The 20,286-nt window shown below is 58.9% G+C and carries 18 protein-coding genes; 13 read left to right on the forward strand and 5 right to left on the reverse strand.

The features are described 5' to 3' along the window. Positions 1-14: 14 nt before the first annotated feature. Together Q0063_RS01055 and Q0063_RS01060 are read left to right on the forward strand one after the other, a co-directional pair. Positions 15-764, forward strand: a complete 750-nt coding sequence (locus tag Q0063_RS01055; protein ID WP_297870109.1) for an ABC transporter ATP-binding protein — start codon at positions 15-17, stop codon at positions 762-764. 92 nt (positions 765-856) lie between these two features. Beyond that, on the forward strand, positions 857-3,022 hold the full coding sequence (locus Q0063_RS01060) for an ABC transporter permease (protein ID WP_297870110.1): 2,166 nt from the start codon (positions 857-859) through the stop codon (positions 3,020-3,022). 208 nt (positions 3,023-3,230) lie between these two features. On the opposite strand, the gene Q0063_RS01065 is transcribed toward Q0063_RS01060, so the two are convergent. From Q0063_RS01065 to Q0063_RS01080, 4 genes are all read right to left on the reverse strand, one after another. Beyond that, positions 3,231-5,930: a DegV family protein gene (locus Q0063_RS01065; RefSeq protein ID WP_297870111.1), complete on the reverse strand. Its 2,700-nt coding sequence runs from the start codon at positions 5,928-5,930 to the stop codon at positions 3,231-3,233. Between the two features lie 145 nt (positions 5,931-6,075). Further along, positions 6,076-8,622: a hybrid sensor histidine kinase/response regulator gene (locus tag Q0063_RS01070; protein WP_297870112.1), complete on the reverse strand. Its 2,547-nt coding sequence runs from the start codon at positions 8,620-8,622 to the stop codon at positions 6,076-6,078. Next, entirely contained in the window at positions 8,619-8,987 is a 369-nt protein-coding gene (locus Q0063_RS01075) for a PleD family two-component system response regulator (RefSeq protein WP_297870113.1), read from the reverse strand. The genes Q0063_RS01070 and Q0063_RS01075 overlap by 4 nt, the downstream gene beginning before the upstream one ends. Positions 8,988-9,126: 139 nt before the next feature. Beyond that, positions 9,127-9,510, reverse strand: a complete 384-nt coding sequence (locus Q0063_RS01080; RefSeq protein ID WP_297870114.1) for a pyridoxamine 5'-phosphate oxidase family protein — start codon at positions 9,508-9,510, stop codon at positions 9,127-9,129. Between the two features lie 185 nt (positions 9,511-9,695). On the opposite strand from Q0063_RS01080, the gene Q0063_RS01085 reads away from it, so the two are divergent. Beyond that, a complete protein-coding gene (locus Q0063_RS01085; protein ID WP_297870155.1) occupies positions 9,696-10,076 on the forward strand; it encodes a helix-turn-helix domain-containing protein in 381 nt (126 codons plus the stop codon). Between the two features lie 330 nt (positions 10,077-10,406). Here Q0063_RS01085 and Q0063_RS01090 read toward each other — a convergent pair whose 3' ends face one another. After that, positions 10,407-11,198, reverse strand: coding sequence for a GntR family transcriptional regulator (locus Q0063_RS01090; protein ID WP_367180307.1), 792 nt, complete (start codon positions 11,196-11,198; stop codon positions 10,407-10,409). Positions 11,199-11,650: 452 nt separating this feature from the next. Here Q0063_RS01090 and Q0063_RS01095 point away from each other — a divergent pair, with 452 nt between their 5' ends. The 10 genes from Q0063_RS01095 to Q0063_RS01140 all read left to right on the forward strand — a co-directional run bounded on the left by Q0063_RS01095 (position 11,651) and on the right by Q0063_RS01140 (position 20,275). Beyond that, positions 11,651-12,208 (forward strand): polysaccharide deacetylase family protein, encoded by a 558-nt coding sequence (locus tag Q0063_RS01095; protein ID WP_297870116.1) that lies wholly within the window; start codon positions 11,651-11,653, stop codon positions 12,206-12,208. 136 nt (positions 12,209-12,344) lie between these two features. Continuing rightward, positions 12,345-13,307 (forward strand): methenyltetrahydromethanopterin cyclohydrolase, encoded by a 963-nt coding sequence (gene mch / locus Q0063_RS01100; RefSeq protein WP_297870117.1) that lies wholly within the window; start codon positions 12,345-12,347, stop codon positions 13,305-13,307. A 20-nt stretch (positions 13,308-13,327) separates the two neighbouring features. Then, positions 13,328-14,467, forward strand: a complete 1,140-nt coding sequence (locus Q0063_RS01105; protein WP_297870118.1) for an FAD-binding oxidoreductase — start codon at positions 13,328-13,330, stop codon at positions 14,465-14,467. A gap of 12 nt (positions 14,468-14,479) precedes the next feature. Further along, positions 14,480-15,256 carry an amidohydrolase family protein gene (locus Q0063_RS01110; RefSeq protein ID WP_297870119.1) on the forward strand — a complete coding sequence of 259 codons (777 nt, stop codon included), beginning with the start codon at positions 14,480-14,482 and terminating at the stop codon, positions 15,254-15,256. A gap of 12 nt (positions 15,257-15,268) precedes the next feature. After that, entirely contained in the window at positions 15,269-15,589 is a 321-nt protein-coding gene (locus Q0063_RS01115) for a (2Fe-2S)-binding protein (RefSeq protein ID WP_297870120.1), read from the forward strand. Further along, positions 15,576-16,682 (forward strand): NAD(P)/FAD-dependent oxidoreductase, encoded by a 1,107-nt coding sequence (locus Q0063_RS01120; RefSeq protein ID WP_297870121.1) that lies wholly within the window; start codon positions 15,576-15,578, stop codon positions 16,680-16,682. The genes Q0063_RS01115 and Q0063_RS01120 overlap by 14 nt, the downstream gene beginning before the upstream one ends. Further along, positions 16,682-16,966 (forward strand): (2Fe-2S)-binding protein, encoded by a 285-nt coding sequence (locus Q0063_RS01125; protein WP_297870122.1) that lies wholly within the window; start codon positions 16,682-16,684, stop codon positions 16,964-16,966. Before Q0063_RS01120 ends, Q0063_RS01125 begins: the two co-directional genes overlap by 1 nt. Before the next feature lie 2 nt (positions 16,967-16,968). Next, complete coding sequence (locus tag Q0063_RS01130) at positions 16,969-18,306, forward strand: amidohydrolase (RefSeq protein WP_297870123.1); 1,338 nt, start codon at positions 16,969-16,971, stop codon at positions 18,304-18,306. Positions 18,307-18,318: 12 nt separating this feature from the next. Further along, complete coding sequence (locus Q0063_RS01135; RefSeq protein WP_297870124.1) at positions 18,319-18,756, forward strand: 4Fe-4S dicluster domain-containing protein; 438 nt, start codon at positions 18,319-18,321, stop codon at positions 18,754-18,756. 1 nt (position 18,757) lies between these two features. Continuing rightward, the gene (locus tag Q0063_RS01140; RefSeq protein ID WP_297870125.1) at positions 18,758-20,275 is read left to right on the forward strand and encodes an ABC transporter ATP-binding protein; all 1,518 of its coding nucleotides are present in this window, start codon (positions 18,758-18,760) and stop codon (positions 20,273-20,275) included. Positions 20,276-20,286: the final 11 nt, after the last annotated feature.

The raw sequence follows: 20,286 nt of genomic DNA on the forward strand, positions 1-20,286 counted from the left end.
AAAGGATGACCATTATGCTGACTGTTGAAAACCTGCGCAAATCCTATCAGGTGGGCAAAACCTCCTACGAAGTTCTGAAGGGGGTTTCCCTTCAGGTGGGCAAGGGGGAGTTTGTCGCCGTTATGGGGCCCTCCGGCTCCGGCAAAACCACCCTGCTGAACTGTATTTCCTGCTACATTCCCGCGGACTCCGGCAGCATCCGCCTGGGCAAAACCGAGCTGGCCCGTCTGAACGGAGACGCCCTGGCGGAGGTGCGGAACAAGCAGCTGGGCTTTGTCTTTCAGGACTTCCTCCTGCTGGACGGCCTGACGGTGCGGCAGAACATCCTCCTGCCCGCCATCATCGGCGGCATCGTCTCCGATATGACGGAACAGCGGGCGGACCAGCTCTGCGAGGTCTTCGGCATCGCCGCCATCCGGGACAAATACCCGGCGGAAATCTCCGGCGGCGAGAAGCAGCGCACCGCCGTGGCCCGGGCCCTCATCAACCATCCCCTGCTGATTCTGGCCGACGAGCCCACCGGCAATCTGGATAGCAAGTCCACCCGGGCGGTGATCCGCTCCTTTGAGCAGGCGAAAAGCGCCCTGGAGGCCACGATTTTTATGGTGACCCACGACTCCTATGCCGCGTCCTTCTGCGACCGGGTGGTGATTCTCCGGGACGGCGTGGTCTGGAGAACCCTGGAGAAGGGGAACACGGAGCGGGAGACATTTCAGGATGAGCTGCTGGACGCCATTCGGGAGATGGGACGCTCTGACAATTAGAAATCAGGAATGAAGAATTAGGAATTTTATATTCTCCCGGTAAATTCCTAACTCCTAATTCCTTATTTCTAATTGAAAAGAAAGGTGATTTTATGAGACATTTTTCCGAGGTTTACGCCCTGATGCGCCGGAAGAACAAACAGCAATACGCCCTTCTGGCGGGCTGCTGCTTCTTCTCCGTGCTGCTGATTACGGCCTACGTCTGCATGATGCGGGCCCCCACCATCCTGAACGTCCTCCCCGAGGGAGGCGACAGCCGCAAGCAGATCATGATGATTTTTGCCCTGGCGGTTCTTGGCTGCGCCGTGTTTACCACCTATGCCTCCGGTCTCTTCTTCCGGCAGAAGTCCCGGGAGACCGGCGTGTTCCTGGCCCTGGGGGCCTCCCGGTCTCAGGTCCGCAGGGAGCTGTACCGGGAGCTGGGGGTGATCTCCCTGGGCTCCTGCGCCGCCGGGGCCGCCCTGGGCGGGCCCCTGGCCTGGGGGCTGTGGCAGGTGTTCCGCCTCTGCGTGGTGGATACGGAGGAGATGCGCCTGGTGTTCAACCCTGCCGCCTATGTCTGGTCCCTGGCCTTTTCCGCCTTTGTGATTGTCATGATGTTCCTTCTGGGGAGCCGGTCCGTGAAGCGGACCAACATCATCGACATCGTTCAGGAGAGCCACACATCCGAGCCCATCCGGGATGTCCCCCGGTGGTATGGGCCTGTTGGCATCGGCCTGCTGGCCCTGGGTGGCTTTCTGGGCTATATGTCCTCCTTCTTCTTCATAGGCATTCTCCACTGGTATCCCCCGGAGGGCCTGACCGGCATTTTCTATCTCCCCGCCCTGATGGGCCTCTATATGATTCTGCTCCACACGGTGGTCAACGGCTGGAACGGGAAAAAGAAGCTCTACAAGGACCTCATTGCCACCAGTCAGATGCGCTTCCAGGGCCGCCAGACTGTGCGGAACATGCTGGTGATGACCCTGCTGATTGCCGGCGCGTACTTCGGCAGCTTCTACACCCCCATGCTGGGCACCGGGTCCATGATTGAATACGATACCCGGCCTGTGGACTATGTGTATAACTTCCGGGCAGACCAGGACATCCCCCTGGAGGAGGAGGTCCGGGCCCTGGCGGAGGAGTACGGCGTGACCGTCACGGACTTTGCCGCCGTCCCCATGATTCGTCTGGCGGTGGACGGTGACCACCACATCGAGGAGGAGGGCCCCATGGGCACCACCTGGCGTGCGGAATACGAGGAGGTCATGAGCACCGAGCTGTTTCTTTCCGCCTCCGGCTACGAGGCCCTGACGGGAGAGCGGGTGGACCTGGCCCCGGGCGAACTTCGCGGCGTCGTCGACGTGGAGGGGAGCAAGCTGGGCTTTGCCCCGGACAAGAGCCTCGTGACCAACTATCTGACCGGGGAACAGATCCCCGTCACGTCCCTGGAGCCCCTGCGCTATGACAGCCTCTTCGGGCGCTATGTGATGAACGACGCCGACTTTGCCGCCCTCAGCGCGGGCCTGCCGGAGGAGTGGCGGGAGACTCAGGTCTGTTTCAACGTGGAAAACTGCGAGGAAACCTATGACTTTGCCAAGGCGCTGTTCAACGAGATCGTGGACCGCTCCACCCTGGACGTGGCCCAGTTCAGCGGCTGGGACCCGGTGATCCGGGACCGGTACCTGGCGGAGGAGGGCGTTTACTTCCTGGACCGGGAGAACTGCGCAGAATACGGTTTTACAGTCATCGACTACGCTCAGCGGGACAGCTCTGCCTTCCGGATGAGCTGGCAGTACATGCCTGCGTTCCGGATTCTGGACAGGATGGACTTTGTGAAGACCATGGCGGTGTTCCTCATCCTTTTTGTCTTCGTGGCCGTGGTGTGTTTTTCCGCTGTGTTTGTGATTGCCTATACCCGGTGCATGACCATCGCCCTGACGAACCGGAAGGTCTACGACGACCTGCGGCATCTGGGGGCCTCCGACGCCTGGCTCCGCCGCTCCGTCCGGGGGCAGGTAAAGCGGGTGTTCCTGGTGCCCGCCCTGGCGGGCACGAGCCTGATCTACGCCTTCTACGTCATGATTATGTACTTCAACGGCAGTCCCGCAGGCATTACGCCCAGCGAGGCGGCGGGCCTTCTGGCCGCACTGGCGGTGGTGGCGGCGGTGTCTGCCCTGATCTACGGCGTGTACCGCCTGACCCTGGCCAGGGTCTGCCAGGCTCTCGGCCTGGAGCGGTCCGGGCGTCTTCCCGGCGGCCCTGCACTTCCAAAGTAAAAAGGGGAGTCTCCTGGAGCCGTCTGTTCCGAGGGTATCCAGTCCCGAAACAGGCGGCGTCAGGAAAGCCCTGGAGCAAACCGGCCTTCTCTCCGGCAGGCAGACACAGCGCATCCCAGAGGATACAGCAAAACGGGGCCGCTCTTCGAGGAAAGTCGAAAAGCGGCCCCGCTTGATGTTCAGCGGGCTGCGCGGATTGTGAAACAGGCTACGCGGTTCCCTCCCGGTCCGGTGTACGGAGGAAGGTATCCGCCGCGTCGTCCCGCCGCATGAACAGCAGGCCGAAGGACTCCGGGCCGCAGTTGCTGGAGATGGCGGAAGATGCCTTTTGCAGATACACCCGTTCAAAGGGGCAGTGCTGCTGCACCAGGCTCTCGATATACTGGAGCCGTTTTTCATCCATTCCGGAGTAGGTGATGAAGAGAATCCGCCGGTCGATGCTTCCGGTGTTCTGGAGCGTCTTCTTGATATACCGCTTCGCCACATGGGAAAAGTTCCCCATCTCCATGCTTCCCACCACCATCCGGCTCTTTTTCAGCACCAGAACCGGATGCAGGAGAAGGGCGTCGCAGAGAACCTGCACCCGCTTTGAAATGCGCCCGGACCGGCACATCATATGGGTGCTGTTGATGATGAACGCAGAGGAGATGAGCCGCTCTATCCGCCTCACCGCGTCCAGGATTTCCGTCTTCGAGGCATGATGCTCCGCCATATGGGCCGCGCACAGCACCGACAGGCCCATGCTGCTGGAGAGGTGTCCGGAATCGATCACCGTGACATTTTCAAAGGATTTTGCCGCCTCAAGGGCGTTTTGATAGCCCTCGCTGACGTGCTTTGCCATGCTGATGTGAATGATATTCTGGGCCTCTGTCAGCTTCCCCGCGAAAAACCGCTCGTAGTCCTCCACGTCGGGCGGCTGGGAATACCCTTTCCGCCCCGCGGCAAGGTGCATCAGCAGCTCGTCGGGCCGCAGCTCCTCCAGGTCCAGGAACCGCCCCTCTTCTGTGCAGACATAGTAGGGACAGACGGAGATGCCGAACTCCTTCCGGAGGGACTCCGGCAGATCGCACACGCTGTCCGTCGTAATCAGGATGGAGCGCCTCTGGGCCTGTTCAAAAATCAGGATGTCCTTTTCAATGTCCGCCTGCCGGGCCTCCTCATTCAGCCGCACCAGGCCCTTGGGCAGGATGCTCAGCACCGCCGCCTCCAGCAGCGCGCCGCTGACCGGCTTGGCCAGATATCCGCTGAAGCCCTCCTTCCGGTAGAGAAGCTGGTTGTCGCTGCCCGCATTGGCGGTCAGGGCCACCACAGGCACGTCCTGGCACAGGCCGCCCGGCTGGACCCGCAGGGCGTGGAGGCACTTGATTCCGTCCATCTCCGGCATGAGATGGTCCATCAGAATACAGTCGTAATGATGGTTCTGGGCCAGACGCAGGCACTCGGCTCCGCTGCGGGCAGTGTCAATTTGAATCTTGGTCTCCGACAGCAGCTTTTTCACCACCATCAGATTCATGTCATTGTCGTCTACCACCAGGATATGGGCGTCCGGCGCCTCGAAGCTCTGCCGGTACGCCTCACCCTCCCGCACTCTTGTCCGGGTGGCCAGCGTAAAGGTTCCCAGCTCCGTGTCGTCCACAATGTCCTGGTCCAGCACCACCACAAACTTGGAGCCCTTGGTGTAGACGCTGTTCACGCTGATCTCGCCGTCCATCAGCTCCACCAGCTGATGAACAATGCTCAGCCCCAGTCCGGTGCCCTCAATGTAGCGGTTCCGCTCCTCCTCCACCCGCCGGAAGGCGTTGAAGATGTAGGGAATGTTCTCCTTTTTCACGCCCTGGCCGGTGTCCTCCACGGAATACCAGACCCGGACCCGGTTGATTCCCTGACGCTCGCACCGGACGGAGAGGGTGACGGACCCCTCGCTGGTGTATTTCACCGCGTTGTTCAGCAGATTGATCAGAATTTGTTTGATGCGCACTTCATCGCCGCAGAGCATGCTGGGAATGGAGGAATCCACCTGGAGCTTGAATTCCAGGCCCTTTTCCTTGGCCTTGATCCAGATCATGTTGACAATTTCGGAGAAGAGGGCCCCGGTCTCATAGGAGACGTTTACAATCTCCATCTTCCCGGATTTGATTTTGGAGATGTCCAGAATGTCGTTAATCAGGGACAGCAGCATCTTGCTGGCCCCCTGGATATTCCGGGCATTCTCCGCCACTTCCTCCGAGATGTGCTCCCGGAGAATGATTTCATTCAGCCCGATGATGGTGTTGATGGGCGTGCGGATCTCATGGCTCATGCTGGAAAAGAAGTGGTTTTCCGCCCGGTTCAGCTCCTCAATCTCCTTTTTCTGCCGCTGGGAAAGGGCGTTTTCCTCCTCATACATCCGGTTCAGGAACATGAGCAGGATGCTGGTGAGCAGTCCCACCATAATCATGGAAAAGGCGGAATCAAACAGGGCGTCGTGCTGGGTGTTCGGCGCGGCCAGCGCCGGAACATAAAAGGCCGTGCCGTAGCAAAGCATGGTTTCCGCCGTGCACAAAATGAAAAACACGACTCTCCGCCGTCCCTGAAGGGTGATGCAGACATAGATGAAGCAGAGCACGAACCACTCCGGCACACCGCTGTAAAAGCCGCCTGCGGAGAAGAAGGTGATGGGAAACAGGGTCAGTAGCAGCATCGCAATGAGTGTAGCCCCCGTGTGGACGCGCTTTTTCTGAATGCTCAGCTTGACGATCAGCGCCATGGCGGCCAGGCTGGCCAGCATAATCAGAATATTCCAGATGTTCCTGCCCATGGGCAGGGTGAACGCAATCGCAATCATGCACACGCCCGTCACGATGCGGAACATCCGCTCCCGGAGGCTGATGCTGTGATCGCTGATGATTTCAAACCATTTTTTTATCACGAAGACTTCCACTCCTCAGAACACGGCATTTTCAATAAAGAAGGCCGGAATATCACATGCATAAACGAAGCGGGGATTCCCGGGCGGACGTCAGTGGTCCGGACGTCCGCATGGGGCAAGGGAAAGACACACGCTTTGGTTCGCCTCAGAGCCCGGCAATCCGTCCGCAGAGCTCCTCGTGAGCCCGCAGCAGGGCGTCGTGGTGCTCCCGGATAAACGCCACATCGCCCCGTTTTCCCGCAAGTTCCAGCTCCTTTGCCTGAGCAGAGAGGGTTTCCGCCCCGATGGTCAGAGACGTGCTTTTCAGCGCGTGGACCTTAACCGCATAGTCCGTCCAGTTGGCGCTTTCATACAAAGAGACAATCTCAGCCCGCTTTTCCTCCCCCTGGTCGTGGAACATCCGCAGCATCTCCCGGTAAAAGCTTTCATCCCCGGCGCAGTAGTCCATGCCCAGATCCACGTTGATGCCGGCCTCGACAAGCAGGCCGCAGGGAAGAGCAGAGCCGCTGCCTCCGGTCTCCGGCAAGCCGGCGGCCTCCGGGGCAGGGAGAACCTCCCCGGCAGAGGGCTCCGGGACCGCCGCCGGAGCGGCCCCTGCGGGGCCGGGCGGCACGTCCTTGCCCGCGGGCCGGGCGCTGTACTGAATGCAGCTCTTGGGCAGCACCTTCCGCAGGACCCGCTCCAGAACGGTGCGCTCAATGGGCTTGGGAACAAATTCGGTAAAGCCCTCGCTGCGGAACATCTCCCGGGCGCCGCTGACCGTGTTGGCGGTCAGTGCAATCACCGGCAGATCCTGATACATGCCGTCGCGCAGCTTGCGGATTTTTTTCAGCGTTTCCACGCCGTCGAATCCCGGCATCATATGGTCCAGGAAAATGATGTCGTAGGAAACGCTGCCGCACTGGGCAATTGCTTCCCTTCCGCTGAGGCAGGTGTCCACCTCGATCCCGTAGCTTCCAAGAACGCCCTTGGCCACTACGAGGTTCATCTCCTCGTCGTCCACCGCCAGAGCCCGGACGCCTACGCAGGTGAAGGGCTTCCGGCCTGCGGCCTGGTCCTCCGCAAAGCCCCGCTCGCCGGTCTCCCCGTTCAGCAGATTCGCGACGGAAAGGGCGGAGAAGGGCTTATGTATCACCAGGAGCCGGCTTCCGCTGTTCAGGTTAAACTCCCTGTCCGCGATAATCACCACCCGGAGGCTGTCCGCCAGCTCTTCATAATACGCCGGGTTCTCCTCATATTCCGATTGGACGATGAACACATGGGTCAGCTCGTGGCTGCGCCGCACCTTGAGCAGGCCTTCAAAGTTGTGCACCTGATAGCCCTTCACACCCAGTCCCCGCATCAGACTCAGAATCAGACCGTCGTAATATTCCCGGACCTCGTCGCAGCTGTATTTCTCCGGCCGGAAATAGCACGCGATGCAGAGCTGATCCGGCTGGTTCAGCACAATGCAGGGCTGTTCGTCCGCGACGCCCTGGGGCACCACAATATGGGCGGACAGACCCTGCCGGTCTCCTCCGTCAAAATGGAGAAAACCGCCCATGGCCTTCAGCAGTCCCTGGGCGATGGGCAGACCCAGTCCAAGCCCGCCTGCGAAGCGGCTGCTTCCGGAATCCGCCTGGTAAAACACGTCGCACATCTGCGTCAGCTGGTCGCTGGTCATGCCGATGCCGGTGTCCCGGATATCCACAATCAGGTTGATTCCGTAATGCTCCCGGCGGGATTTGATGCGGACGTTGATTCCGCCCTCTTCCGTGAATTTGATGGAGTTCTCCACCAGGGTTTTGAGCACATGGGAGATTTTCTCCGGGTCGCCCACCAGCACCGCCGGCATCTTGGGGTCAATGTCAAATACCAGCTCCAGATGCTGGCGGTTGCTTTGCAGAGCGGTCGTCGTGATGACGTCGTTGAGGACTGAGGTGATCGTATATTCCTTTTTGGCGGGCGTCAGTGTGCCCTCCACGATTTCCGTGTAGTCCAGCATATTGTTGATCTGGTTGGACAGCCGCTTTCCCGCCATTTTGATGGAGGTCATGTCCGCCCGGATGTCCGGGGGGAGTTCTTTCCCCAGGGCCACCTCGCTGATTCCGATGACCATATTGATGGGCGTGCGGAGCTCATGGGATACGTTGGACAAAAAGACCGCGTTCTGCTTCCCGGCGGATTCCAGCTCCGCGAATACGTGCTCATACCACTTTCCCTGAGCGGTCCGGCGGTTGATCCAATATGCCGCCAGCACCGCGCCGCCCAGGGTCACCAGGAACCCCAGCGCCAGACGGAAGGCATTCTGAAGCCCCATCTGATGGGAGATTGTGCGGAGAATCAGGCCGTGATACAGCAGGATCACCCCATACAGCAGCCCCAGCACATAGAGAATCCACTTTTTGTTCAGCATGAACAGGGACAGTATCAGAATGCAGGCGATGGCGGGCACATCAAAAAGACTGGATTCATGCACACCGAAAAAGAAGAATTCAATGAGCATCAGTCCAGCGCTTAAATTTTCATAGAACGTATTGGAACCGAGCCTTGCGATATGCAGAATCCATACGCTGAAGCAGCCCGCCGTCATCAGCGGGAGCATCCAGAGCTCCCAGTCCATGACCAGAGTCACCAGGCCCAGGACTCCGCTGAACACCGTAGCGACGACAGCCAGCAGCAGGTGCCGGCTGATCTGCTCCTCCGCCCTCATGCCTTCTCAAACTCCAGTGCGACCCGTCTGAGGAGCTCTTCCGGCCGGTAGGGCTTTTTCAAATAGTTCACTGCGCCCAGTTTGATGGCATTCTGGACGTCTTCCTCCAGACCGGATGCCGTCAGGAAGATGACGGGGACGTCCGCGGCGAATTCCTTCATGCGCTCAAAGGTCTCGATGCCGTTCATTCCCGGCATGTCAATATCCAAAAGGACCATATCGGCCTTCTCGCTTCTCAGCTTCTCCAGCGCGTCAATTCCGGAATCCGCCAGGAATACGTCATATTCCTTGCCCAGGATGATCCTGGTTCTGGCCAGGTTCATGTTGTCGTCGTCAACCACTAAAATCCGTTTTTTCATGTCCATATCATAGCCTCCCTGTTATGCTGCCGGGACCAAAGCCCTATCGCCTTGTATTTTAAATGAAACCCGCAGGAAAATCAAGCCCATAATTCACGAAAAATGTAAATGTTCCATCCCCGGGAAAACAGATGGCGGAGGGGGTTCAGCGCCGCCCCGCGTCCGGGGCCGGGGTGGTGACGATGATCTTCTCCGGGGTAATGACCAGCGCGCCCTTGGCGGTGGCAGAGCCTTTAAACAGGGTTTCCACCGATTTCTTGAAGGCGTCCACAATGGGGCCCTCCGTGATATACCCGGCGGAGCCCTTGATCTGATAGCCCTCCAGAGTAGCTCCGCTGCTGACGGAAACGGCGATTTTGCCATTCTTCCGGATGTTGCGCAGGGTGGTTTCCAGGAACACGTCGCCCACCAGCAGCCTGCCGTCATCGCTTACGTCCTTGAACGCCACAGGCACCACGTTGGGCTCCTGGTCATAGGTTGCCAGATACCACATCTGTTCCTTCAGCAGCTTTTTCACGTTTTCGTTCATATTTAACAGCCTCCTTCTGAATTTGCGGAATGGGAAGAATTCCCGCTGTCTGGAAGTGGCCTTATTGTAGCCCAGGGGATTGCGACCGTAAAGATATCAATAAATTTATGAGTTGCTTATAAATTTCATAGTAACTTGTAAGGGCCCGGCACAGACGCTATACTCAACATAAAGAGGTGACGAACATATATCAGGCAAAATTGGAAAAAGACATCCGCTGTCCCCTGGAATACGGCCTGGAGGTATTCGGCGGCAAATGGAAATCCCGAATCATCTGCGTCCTGGCGGTCAAGGAGGTTCTGCGGTACGGCGAGCTGCGGAGGGAAATGGGGAATATCACAGACGCCGTGCTGGCGTCGGCTCTGAAGGAGCTGATTGCCTCGCAGCTCGTGTCGCGAACCTCCTATGATGAGATTCCGCCCCGGGTGGAATATTCCCTGACGGACAGGGGGCGGTCGGTTGTTCCGATTTTGCGGAGCATCTGCCAGTGGGCGGGCTTTCATTATAAGGAGGATTACAGTAGCGCCATGGTCCACTGCCGGAAATGCGACTATAAGCCGCATTAAAAGCCGCCGGCGGCTTTCCTGTCAGCGCGGTGTCCTTGCGGTGCGCTCTGGCTGGCCGGTTTCGATGCCAGCCCCTCCGACAGTTCGGAACGACCCTCCGTTTCAGCGGAATCCCAATGTGCCAAGTGCTTTCCGGTTTATCATGAAAAAGCAACGGCCCCCGCTGGATACAGCGGGGGCTTAAACCATTGGTCAGCCAATTTGGCCGGTGGATTTGAATGGATAAATACAGACTTTATACTTTCCGCAAGCTTCAATCTCCCAGCCTGATAAAAGAAGCCGCTCAGTCAAGCCCTATTCGAGAGAGGAAATTCCGCAGCGGCAGAGAACTCAGATTTTTTTTCGCAGAATCATATGGCGGATAATGCGGTCAATCAGATATTCCTCCGAATAAAGCACCGGGCGGCCCCCGAAATCAAATCCCACCTCTCCCAAAAAAAGCAACGGCGAGCCAGGCTCCACCTGGAGAAAATCCGCAACCCTGGGCGGCGCCGGAAGGGCCCGGATCTCTGTCAGATTAAGATAAACCTCGATGTTTGCCTGCTTTTGAAGGAATGTAAAAATCGACGGCATAAAATCCCGCTTTGTAAACTTCCGCTTGGGCAGACCGGCCAGAGACACATAATCCTTGATATGCACGGCGGGACGGTCGCCAGCCCGGGTCACCCGCTCCACTACCAGCAGCGGCGAGCCGGGGGGCAGCTCCAAACTCTTCGCCACCTCACCTTCCGCCGGCTCCTGGGTTGCCTCAATGAAGTCCGTAGAGGGCTTATATCCTATTTTCTCCAGCGTAGAATCCAGGGACGCCACCAGATCCAGCCGGGTATCCGCACTGACAACCCGACGATTAATCAGCGTCCCCACACCCCGGCGGCGGTTGATCATCCCCTCCCGCTCAATCTGAGTCAGGCACTCACGCATCATATTGCGACTGACCCCAAAATGCTCCGCCAACTCGTTTTCCGGCGGAAGACGGGTGGCATGTAGGAAGGCTCCGCTCTGAATTTCTTCTAAAAGGCGCTGGCGAATACTGTCGGAAAGATAACGCGAGTCATTTTTCTTCTGCATAGACGCCCTCACATTCTGTCTCTCTGACGGTGGTACTCCCGCCAGAGAACTCATTTGGGATAGTTTTTGTCGATTTTGTTCATATCATATCATAAATACAAAAAAGGTCAACCCCTGTCAGGAAATATCTGTATGTTTCTCAAGGATCATCAGCCGGAATCAGCGGAAAAGCTCCTGCCACAGGACAGGTTATTTTTTTGTCCCTTATAAAAATTAGTCAAAAATCACAAAATTTTGAAAGTCAACTACTTTCCTACGGATTTGAATCGGTTCCAATTATTTGGCGAAATTGATTACAATTTGTAAAAAAAACAAATTTGTTCATCAAAAAGACATAAGTCTTTCCTGCGGGGACAAAGTATAACGTTCTTGACACAGGGAAGGAATTACAGTACATTTGTAGTACAAACCAATTTGACCTACATAGATGTAGAACATAATGGTAGGACATATATGTGTTATTATTTGAGCGGACCCAGCCGGTTCCCGGAGAGGAGGATGCACAGTTGGCAAAAATCTTTTATCTGACCTTTGACGGGGCGGTAAATCCCCCCAATACTCTGCGCATTTTGGAGCAGCTGGAAAAGCTGGACGTCCGGGCAACCTTTTTCGTGGAGGGCCACCGCATTGCGGGACACGAGAGGATTCTGCGGGACATGGCCTCTGCGGGGCACCACATCGGCAATCACTCCTTTCACCACCCGGAATTTGATAAAATTCCCATGGAGGACTGCATGGAGGAAATTCGCAGCACGGATGAAGCACTATACGCAGCCCTGGGCTTCCGGACGCGGCTGGTGCGCCCGCCCTGCGGCATTCTGCCGGAGGACCGGCGGAGACTGCTGGAACAGGCGGGATACCGGATCAACCTCTGGAGCATCAGCGTCAAGGACTGGCTGGGGCCGGATGCCGAGACCGTGGCGGAACGAACCCTTTCCCTGTCCTCCGGCAATGAGGTAACGGCGGTATTTCACGACCATCTGGATACCACGGCGGACACGGTGGCCCTTGTGATTCCCCGGCTTCGGGACAAAGGATATGAACTTATGCCAATCCCCTACTGAGGGTTGAGATAAGGGCCTGTATGCATAAGCGTCAAACGCCGCCAGGCGAGGCCGACAGATGGCAGGAAATTCCTTGCACTCCGGCGTTCCGCGCTTATACTACAGATTCTAAAACAACGAAAAGGAGCGGCTTAGCATGTTTAGTGTCAATCAATACGCGGCGCGGATCGTAAAGGAAGAAATCATCCCCTATGCCGAGAGAATGAACTGCAAGGTACACCAGCTGAAAAACGGCGCCACTGTTGTCGACATGGGTGTGGAAGCGCCCGGCGGTTACATGGCAGGTAAGCTGTTCGTGGACGCCACCATTGGAGGCATGGGCCATGTGGCCTTCAGCCGCTTCCAGTGCGGCGAGATCGATCTTCCCGCCATTGACGTTTACATCGACCAGCCTCCCACGGCCTGCCTGTCCACCCAGTTTTCCGGCTGGAAGATGCGGGGCAAGGACATCGAGGGCTATATCAATCCCATTGGCTCCGGTCCCGCCCGGGCGATTGCTGTCAACGACGTCTTCGCCCAGGCCTGGACCTATCAGGACACCCACCATGAGGCTGTCTTCGGCGCGCAGACCCAGGAGCTTCCCACCGAGGAGGACGCCCAGGACATCGCCGACAAGTGCCATATTTCTCCGGAAAATGTTTACATTCTGGCGGCGCGCACTGGCAGCCTTACCGGCTCCATTCAAATCTGCTCCCGCACGGTGGAGGCCACCATCTCCCGTCTTCAGAAGAAGGGCTTTGACATCAGCAAGGTCATCAGCGGCTATGGCACCTGCCCCATCGCGCCTCCTATCTTTGACGAGCTCCGGGCCATGGACCGGGTGAACACCGCCTTGATTTACGGCGCAACGGTGAAATATCTGGTGAACTGCGAGGACGCAGAAATCGAAGCCGTGCTGGATCAGCTGCCCTTCTCTGCCTCCCGCCGCTTCGGAGAGAGATTTTATGACCTCTTCGAGGAGGGAAAGCACGACTTCTACATCGTGGACAAGGATATCCACACCATTGCGTACTATGAAATCACCAACCTGGCCACTGGAAGAACCTTCCGTGCCGGTAAAATCCGGGAGGATATGCTGAAGGACTCCCTGTTTAATTAAGGGCTTAAAGGAGCTGGGCTATGAAAACCACGTATGACGCCATCGTCATCGGCGCCGGGGTCCTGGGCGCCTCCGCGGCGGCCCATCTGGCGGAGGCGGGACATTCCGTTCTGATTCTGGAACGGGGGGAAACGGTCAGCGGCGCTTCAGGCGGAAATCTGGGGCAGATTTCCATTTCCGACCGGACGGAGTCCTGGCATATGCCCCTGGCCCTGCGCTCCCAGGACTATTACAGGGAGGTGCTCTCCAAAGAGTACCCCATCGAATATGTCCCTTCCGGCGGCAGCGTAACCCTGACCGGCGAGGAGCAGATTGCCGCCGGTCAGGACGCTCAGAGACGGATGGCCGCCTTCGGCGTGGAATCTGTCATCTATTGGGGAGAGGACATCCGAAAGGCAGAGCCGGGTCTGAGTCTGAACGCGGCGGACGCGCTTCTCTTCTGCCCTGCGGAGGGGAAACTGAATCCTCTGCAAACCACGCTGGCATTTCTTGACAAGGCGCAGAAGAGCGGTGCGATCCTGCTCAGGCGTACGCCGGTAACGGCTTTTCAAAAGGAAGGGACCCACATCACCGGAGTGGAAACCCCGGCAAGCGTCTTTTCCGCCAAATGGGTGGTAAACTGTGCAGGTCCCCAGGCCGCTTTCATTGGAAAACTGGCAGGCGTCTCTCTTCCCATCCGTTTTCACAAGGGCACCGCCTTTGTGTCTGAGCCGGTGGGGCCAGTGATTCGGGGGCCCATTGTGGGCGGCGGCTTCTTCCTGGCACCTCCGAAGGTCCGGCCCAGGCGGTCCATCGGCTTCGGCTGCGTGCAGACCGCTGACGGCAGCATCCTCATCGCCCAGTCTACCGAGGAATGTGAGGCCGGGGACCGCTCGGTGAATATGCCGTCCCTGCAATTGGTGGCTCTGCGGTTTTTACAGTACTATCCTCAGATGCGGGACCTCCGGATCGTCCGGGCCTGGGCGGCAGCCACCACCTATACGGAGGATGACCTGCCGGTATTCGGATTCAGCGCAGGCGCGGACAACCTCTTTACCGCCGCCGGATTCAAGGGGGCCTTCACCACCGCGCCGGAGGTTGGCCGTGTCACCTTGGAGACCTTGGAGGGCCGTGCGGACCAGGTGTTTGCGGTCTGTTCGCCGGACCGCGCCGGAACATGAGAGGAACGCGCTATGAAAATCGACGTACATATGCACATCACCCAACCGCTGGAGCTTTTAACGGAGCAGCTGAGAAAAACCGGCTTTGATCGGGCCTATCTCTGTTCCTCTGCCGTGGCAAGAGGGGAGCTTATAGACTCCCTGGAAACCGCCAGGGAAGTTATGGGCCGTGTGGCCGGCGTCCAGAACCAGGCCGGAGACTGCACCGTCTCCCAGATCAACCGGGCGCTGGCGGAGGAAATCAGGCGATATCCCGCTCTTCTGCGGGGCTTCGGCAAAGTGGACCTGTTTCAGCCGGACATTGCCGCGGCAGTGGGGGAAATTGCAGAGCTAGGCCTTTCCGGCATTGGTGAAATCGTGGGCATCCATGGTAACACCGGCCGGCTGGCCCTGGTGCTGGAGGCGGCGGAAGCCCGTTCCCTGCCGGTATTTCTCCACACGGATTATCCGGTGGATCCCGGAGACCTGAAGGAAATCGCGGCTCAGGCGAAGAAATACCGGGGTACACAAATCATACTGGGCCACATGGGAGGCAACTTCTGGATGGATGCCGTCGCCATCGCCAGAGAGACGCCCAACGTCTGGTTGGACACCTCGGAGATTGTAAATCAGGTGGCCCTTCAGGTGGCGGTAAACACTGTGCCGGACCGGGTGCTGTTCTCCACGGACTTCCCCTGGGATGTGCCGGAGAGCATGGAGGCTCGTGTGGCGGCTCTGCGCGTCAGCGAGGCCGTAAAGGCGGCGGTGTTGGGCGGCAACGCGGCGCGGCTCTTTTCCAAGCAGGGATAGGAGGCGGTCTGAATGAGACGTATAACACAGCATCCCATTCTGGACATTCCGGAGAGAGGGAGGCTGACCTTTTTCTACAACGGCCAGCCTATGGAGGCCCGGGAGGGAGACACCATCGCCGCCGCCCTGACGGACCAGGGCATTCGGGTCTTTCGGGAGACCCATAAGCGCCATGAACCTCGGGGGCTGTTCTGCGCTGTCGGCCAATGTACGGACTGTATCATGGTGGTGAACGGACGGCCCAACGTACGCGCCTGCGTCACCCGCGTAGAGGCGGGGATGCGGGTGGAAACCCAGAGAGGACTGGGGGAGAACGCGGATGAAAACATATGATGTAATTGTGGTGGGCGCCGGGCCGGCGGGTCTGGGTGCGGCCATTGAGAGCGGGAAGGCCGGAGCCTCTGTCCTGCTGGCGGACGAAAACGACCAGCCCGGCGGGCAGCTGTTCAAGCAGATTCACAAGTTCTTCGGCTCCCATGACCACTATGCCGGGACCCGCGGCTTCCAAATCGGGCAGCAGCTTTTGGAGGAAGCCGCCCGGGCCCATGTGGAAATCAGGCTGAGCACACGGGTCTGGGGCATTTTCGAGGATGGAACCGTCTCTGCCTGTACGGAGGACGAGAGTTTTCGGTGCCGGGGAACATGGCTGATTCTGGCCACCGGCGCCACAGAAAACAGTCTGGTCTTTCCAGGAAATACTCTGCCGGGGGTCATCACCGCCGGCGCGGCTCAGACTATGGTCAACCTGCGGCATGTACGGCCCGGCTCCCGCGCCGTGGTGGTGGGATCGGGCAATGTGGGGCTCATTGTGAGCTACCAGTTGCTCCAGGCGGGCATGGACGTGGCCGCCATTCTGGAGGCCGCCCCCCAGGTTACCGGCTATGCGGTCCACGCCGGGAAGGTCCGGCGGGCGGGGGTGCCTGTTCTCTGTTCTCACACGGTGCTGGAGGCACGGGGAGAGCGGGAACTGGAAGAGGTGGTCGTCGCCCAGGTGGACGGGCAGTTCCGTCTCATTCCGGGAACGGAGGAGGTCATTCAGGCGGACACCCTGTGCATCTCTGTGGGGCTGACGCCCCGCTGGGAGCTGGCGGCTCTGTGCGGCTGCAAAATGGATTTCTGCGGCCCCCTGGGCGGGCGGCTTCCCCTCCACAGCGAAACGCTGGAAACCACCTGTCCCCATGTTCTGGTGGCCGGGGATCTCTCCGGCATCGAGGAAGCCAGCACCGCCCTGGACGAGGGCCGTCTGGCAGGGGTTCACGCGGCGGCAGCCCTGGGGCTTCTGAGCACCGCAGAAAGCGCGGAGCGGGAGCGGGAGATTCAGTCGCGGATCGCCGCCCTGCGGCAGGGGGCCTTCGGCCGGAAGCGGCAGACCAGCAAGGAGCAAATCTGGAGCCGCTATCACCAGCATCAGGGAGGCGGGCTTTGATGGAGAGGAAAAACGCTTATGTGTGCCGCTGCGAGGAGGTCACCCAGGAGGAAATCATTGCCGCCATCCGGGCGGGAGACACCACCCTGGACGCTGTGAAGCGGCGGACCCGGGCCGGCATGGGGTTCTGCCAGGGACGGACCTGCCGGCGGCTGGTGGCCCAGCTCATCAGCGCATACAGCGACGTTCCCTTTGACACCGCCCTGGAGGGCAGCGTCCGAATGCCGGTAGGCCCTCTAAGCCTGGGACTGATTGCCGATACCGCCGGCGGAACGGAGGAGTGAGCATGCTTCTGATCAAAGACGCTTCCTATGTCATCGTCTCAGCCGATCAGGTGCTGCGGAACACGGACGTCCTGATCGACGGCAGCCGCATTTTTCAGGTTGGGCAGAATCTGCCGGAGGCGGGCTGTGAAACCGTCATTGACGCACGGGGAAAGCTCCTCTCTCCCGGCTTTGTCAACGCCCATACCCATCTCTATCAGAACATGCTCAAGGGCATGGGAGACAGCCTGCGGCTGAAAGAATGGTGCGAACAGGTCACGTTCCCCTTTTCCAACGTCATCCACCGTTATGAACGCCAGTTGGGAGACGAGACCCTGGGCTATGCCTATGGGCTGTTGGGTGCGGTGGAGATGCTCCGCGGCGGCGTCACTGCCTTTATCAACATGGACAACAACATGACCACCCAGCTGGAGGCCTGGGAGGATGTGGGCATCCGGGGTGCGCTGGCCATTCAGTCCGTGAACAGATGGGTTCCCAAGGAGCTGATGATTCCCGACGGGAAGCGGCTGGAGAAGCTGGAGGAGACCATCTCGGCCTGGCATGGCCGGGGTCTTCAGGATGTGTATATCGCCCCCTCCACGCCCTTCACCTGCACGCCGGAGTTTATGAAAAAGCTTCAGGCCCTGGCCCGGAAATACGGGGTTAAAATCCAGACCCATGTCTCCGAAACCGAGTGGGAGATCCAACAGTCCCTGGAGGAAACAGGTATGACGCCCCTGCGGTATCTGGAGTCCATCGGCTTCCTGGACGATCCCATCATCGCCGTCCACTGTGTTCATTTAACGTCGGAGGAAATGGAGCTCTGCCGCCGCCGGAAGGTCACCGTTTGCTACAATCCCAAGTCCAACGCCAAGCTGGGCAGCGGCATTGCCCCCATTGCGGAACTGCGGGAAATGGGCGTGGACCTGTGTATCGCCACCGACGGCGCCGCCTCCAACGACCTGCTGAATATCTTCGAGGACATGCGTCTGGGCGCTATGCTGCAAAAGCTGCGCTACAACGACCCCGCCCGCTTCGGTGAAAAAGAGGTCTTCCGTATGGTCACCGAAGGCGGCGCCAAGGCCATGGGGCTGGATGCCGGGCGCATTGAGGCCGGAAAGCTGGCGGACCTGATTCTGATTGACTGTGCCTCCGCCTTCATTGCCCCGGTCCACGATCCTATTTCCACGCTGGTCTATTGCGGAAAGTGCGCGGATACGGTCATCATCAATGGCCGCATCGTCATGGAGGGCGGCGTCATCCAGACAGTTCCCGAGGCCGAGAAGGTACGGGAGGCCGTCCGGCTGGGTGAGAAACGGTTTGCAGAGACAGCCGGCAGCCCGCTGGCCTCCGAATTCTGAAAGGGGGAGCTTATGCGAATAATATTCATCGACTGCCCCCAGGAGATTCCCTGCAACCCCTGCCAGTCCGCCTGTGCCGCCGGAGCAATCCAGGTGCCCAGCCTGACGGAACGGCCAAGGATTCTGCCGGAAAAATGCGTCGCCTGCGGAAACTGCGTGGCTGCGTGTCCGGGGCAGGCCTGCTTTTTGATTGATGAGGAGTATTCTGAGACCGAAGCTACCATAGAATTCCCCTTTGAGTTTCTGCCCGTGCCGGAGCAGGGCGAGCTGCGGGAAGCCAGGGACAACGAGGGACAGACGGTCTGCCTGGGCCGGGTGGTGGAGGTCCTGCCCCGAAATCGCTGGCATGGGACCATGGTGGTCCGGCTGGCAGTGCCGAAAGAGCTGGTCCGGCAGGTCCGGGGCATGGCCCGGACGGCTGCGGAGGCGCAAGAAGAAGGGGGGATGTGATATGCCGCAGGAAATTCTGAGGTTTGAGCAGGTCAGTAAGTTCTTTCCCGGCGTTGTGGCCAACGACAAGGTGGACCTGACCATTTACAAGGGCGAGATTCACAGTCTGCTGGGGGAAAACGGAGCAGGAAAGTCCACGCTGATGAACATTCTCTACGGCTTGTATAAAGCCGACGGCGGCCAGATTTATTATGAGGGCCGTCCGGTCTCCATCCTCTCCCCTAACGACGCGCTGAAGCATGGCATCGGCATGATTCATCAGCACTTCATGCTCATTCCCAATTTCACCGTATGGGAAAACGTCACCCTGGGCCAGAAAATGGAGGGCTCCCCTGTCCTGCCGGTGACCCAGCTGAAGCAGAAAGTGCAGGAAATCGCCGGACAACTTCACATGAATATCGACGTCAACCAGCTGGTGGGCGAACTATCCGTAGGCGTGCAGCAAAAGGTTGAAATTTTGAAAGCCATTTACCGGGGCGCCCGGCTGTTGATTCTGGACGAGCCCACCTCGGTGCTGACGCCCCAGGAGAGCGAGGAGCTCTTCGTCACCCTGGACCGTCTGAAAGGAGACGGGTGCACCATCATCTTCATCTCCCACAAGCTCAACGAGGTCATGTCCATCAGCGACCGGGTCTCCGTTCTGCGGGACGGCCACCTCATCGAGACTAGGGACAAGGAAGGCTGCACCCCCGCCATGATGACGGCATTGATGGTGGGCCGGGACGTGAACCTGGCTATTGAGAAAAAGCCCTGCATCCCCGGGGAGGTGGCCCTAGAGGTCCGGGATCTCTGCGCCGCGGGAGAAACCCACGCCAGCACCCTGAAGCACATCAGCTTTCAGGTCCGGGCCGGCGAGATTGTGGGTATCGCCGGTGTGGACGGCAACGGTCAGGGGGCGCTGTCCAACGCCATCGCCGGCATCCAGAAGCCGGAGAGCGGCACGGTGCTGTTTCGGGGAGAGGACGTCACTGCCGAGAATGTCCGCCGCCGGAACGAGCGGAAATTTTCCTATATCCCGGCGGACCGCCGGGGCGAGGGCCTGACTCTGGACTTCAAGCTCTTTGAGAACATAGCCCTGACTCAGTATTATAAGGAGCCCTGTTCCAAAAAGGGACTGCTGAACTTCAGGGGCATGCGGGAGCGCGCCGCCGCCTATATGAAGGACTTTAACGTTAAGGCACCAAACACGGAGGCAGAGGCCCGGAACCTCTCCGGCGGCAATCAGCAGAAGCTGGTGCTGGCCCGGGAGATTCTGAAGCGGCCGGACATCCTGCTGGTGGTCCAGCCCACCTGGGGGCTGGATATTGGGGCATGTGAATTCGTTTATCAGAAGATTGTAGAGGAGCGGGACCGGGGCGCAGCCGTGCTGCTGATTTCCACGGACCTGGAGGAGGTGCGGAATCTTTCAGACCGGCTTCTTGTTCTCTTTGAGGGGCAGATCATGGGGGAGGTGGACCCCGCCGTGGCAAGGGTAGAGGACATCGGCCAGCTGATGGCCGGTTCCCAAATACAACAATAAGTGAAGGAGTT

The organism is uncultured Oscillibacter sp., assembly GCF_947654275.1.
Classification (GTDB): domain Bacteria; phylum Bacillota; class Clostridia; order Oscillospirales; family Oscillospiraceae; genus Oscillibacter.

Excerpts from the sequence above, each read along its gene's own strand:
- Q0063_RS01055 (WP_297870109.1), top strand. The coding sequence starts at position 15 with ATGCTGACTGTTGAAAACCTGCGCAAATCCTATCAGGTGGGCAAAACC.
- Q0063_RS01060 (WP_297870110.1), top strand. The coding sequence starts at position 857 with ATGAGACATTTTTCCGAGGTTTACGCCCTGATGCGCCGGAAGAACAAA.
- Q0063_RS01070 (WP_297870112.1), bottom strand. The coding sequence starts at position 8,622 with ATGAGGGCGGAGGAGCAGATCAGCCGGCACCTGCTGCTGGCTGTCGTC.
- Q0063_RS01075 (WP_297870113.1), bottom strand. The coding sequence starts at position 8,987 with ATGGACATGAAAAAACGGATTTTAGTGGTTGACGACGACAACATGAAC.
- Q0063_RS01080 (WP_297870114.1), bottom strand. The coding sequence starts at position 9,510 with ATGAACGAAAACGTGAAAAAGCTGCTGAAGGAACAGATGTGGTATCTG.
- Q0063_RS01090 (WP_367180307.1), bottom strand. The coding sequence starts at position 11,198 with ATGAGTTCTCTGGCGGGAGTACCACCGTCAGAGAGACAGAATGTGAGG.
- mch (WP_297870117.1), top strand. The coding sequence starts at position 12,345 with ATGTTTAGTGTCAATCAATACGCGGCGCGGATCGTAAAGGAAGAAATC.
- Q0063_RS01105 (WP_297870118.1), top strand. The coding sequence starts at position 13,328 with ATGAAAACCACGTATGACGCCATCGTCATCGGCGCCGGGGTCCTGGGC.
- Q0063_RS01110 (WP_297870119.1), top strand. The coding sequence starts at position 14,480 with ATGAAAATCGACGTACATATGCACATCACCCAACCGCTGGAGCTTTTA.
- Q0063_RS01115 (WP_297870120.1), top strand. The coding sequence starts at position 15,269 with ATGAGACGTATAACACAGCATCCCATTCTGGACATTCCGGAGAGAGGG.
- Q0063_RS01120 (WP_297870121.1), top strand. The coding sequence starts at position 15,576 with ATGAAAACATATGATGTAATTGTGGTGGGCGCCGGGCCGGCGGGTCTG.
- Q0063_RS01125 (WP_297870122.1), top strand. The coding sequence starts at position 16,682 with ATGGAGAGGAAAAACGCTTATGTGTGCCGCTGCGAGGAGGTCACCCAG.
- Q0063_RS01130 (WP_297870123.1), top strand. The coding sequence starts at position 16,969 with ATGCTTCTGATCAAAGACGCTTCCTATGTCATCGTCTCAGCCGATCAG.
- Q0063_RS01135 (WP_297870124.1), top strand. The coding sequence starts at position 18,319 with ATGCGAATAATATTCATCGACTGCCCCCAGGAGATTCCCTGCAACCCC.
- Q0063_RS01140 (WP_297870125.1), top strand. The coding sequence starts at position 18,758 with ATGCCGCAGGAAATTCTGAGGTTTGAGCAGGTCAGTAAGTTCTTTCCC.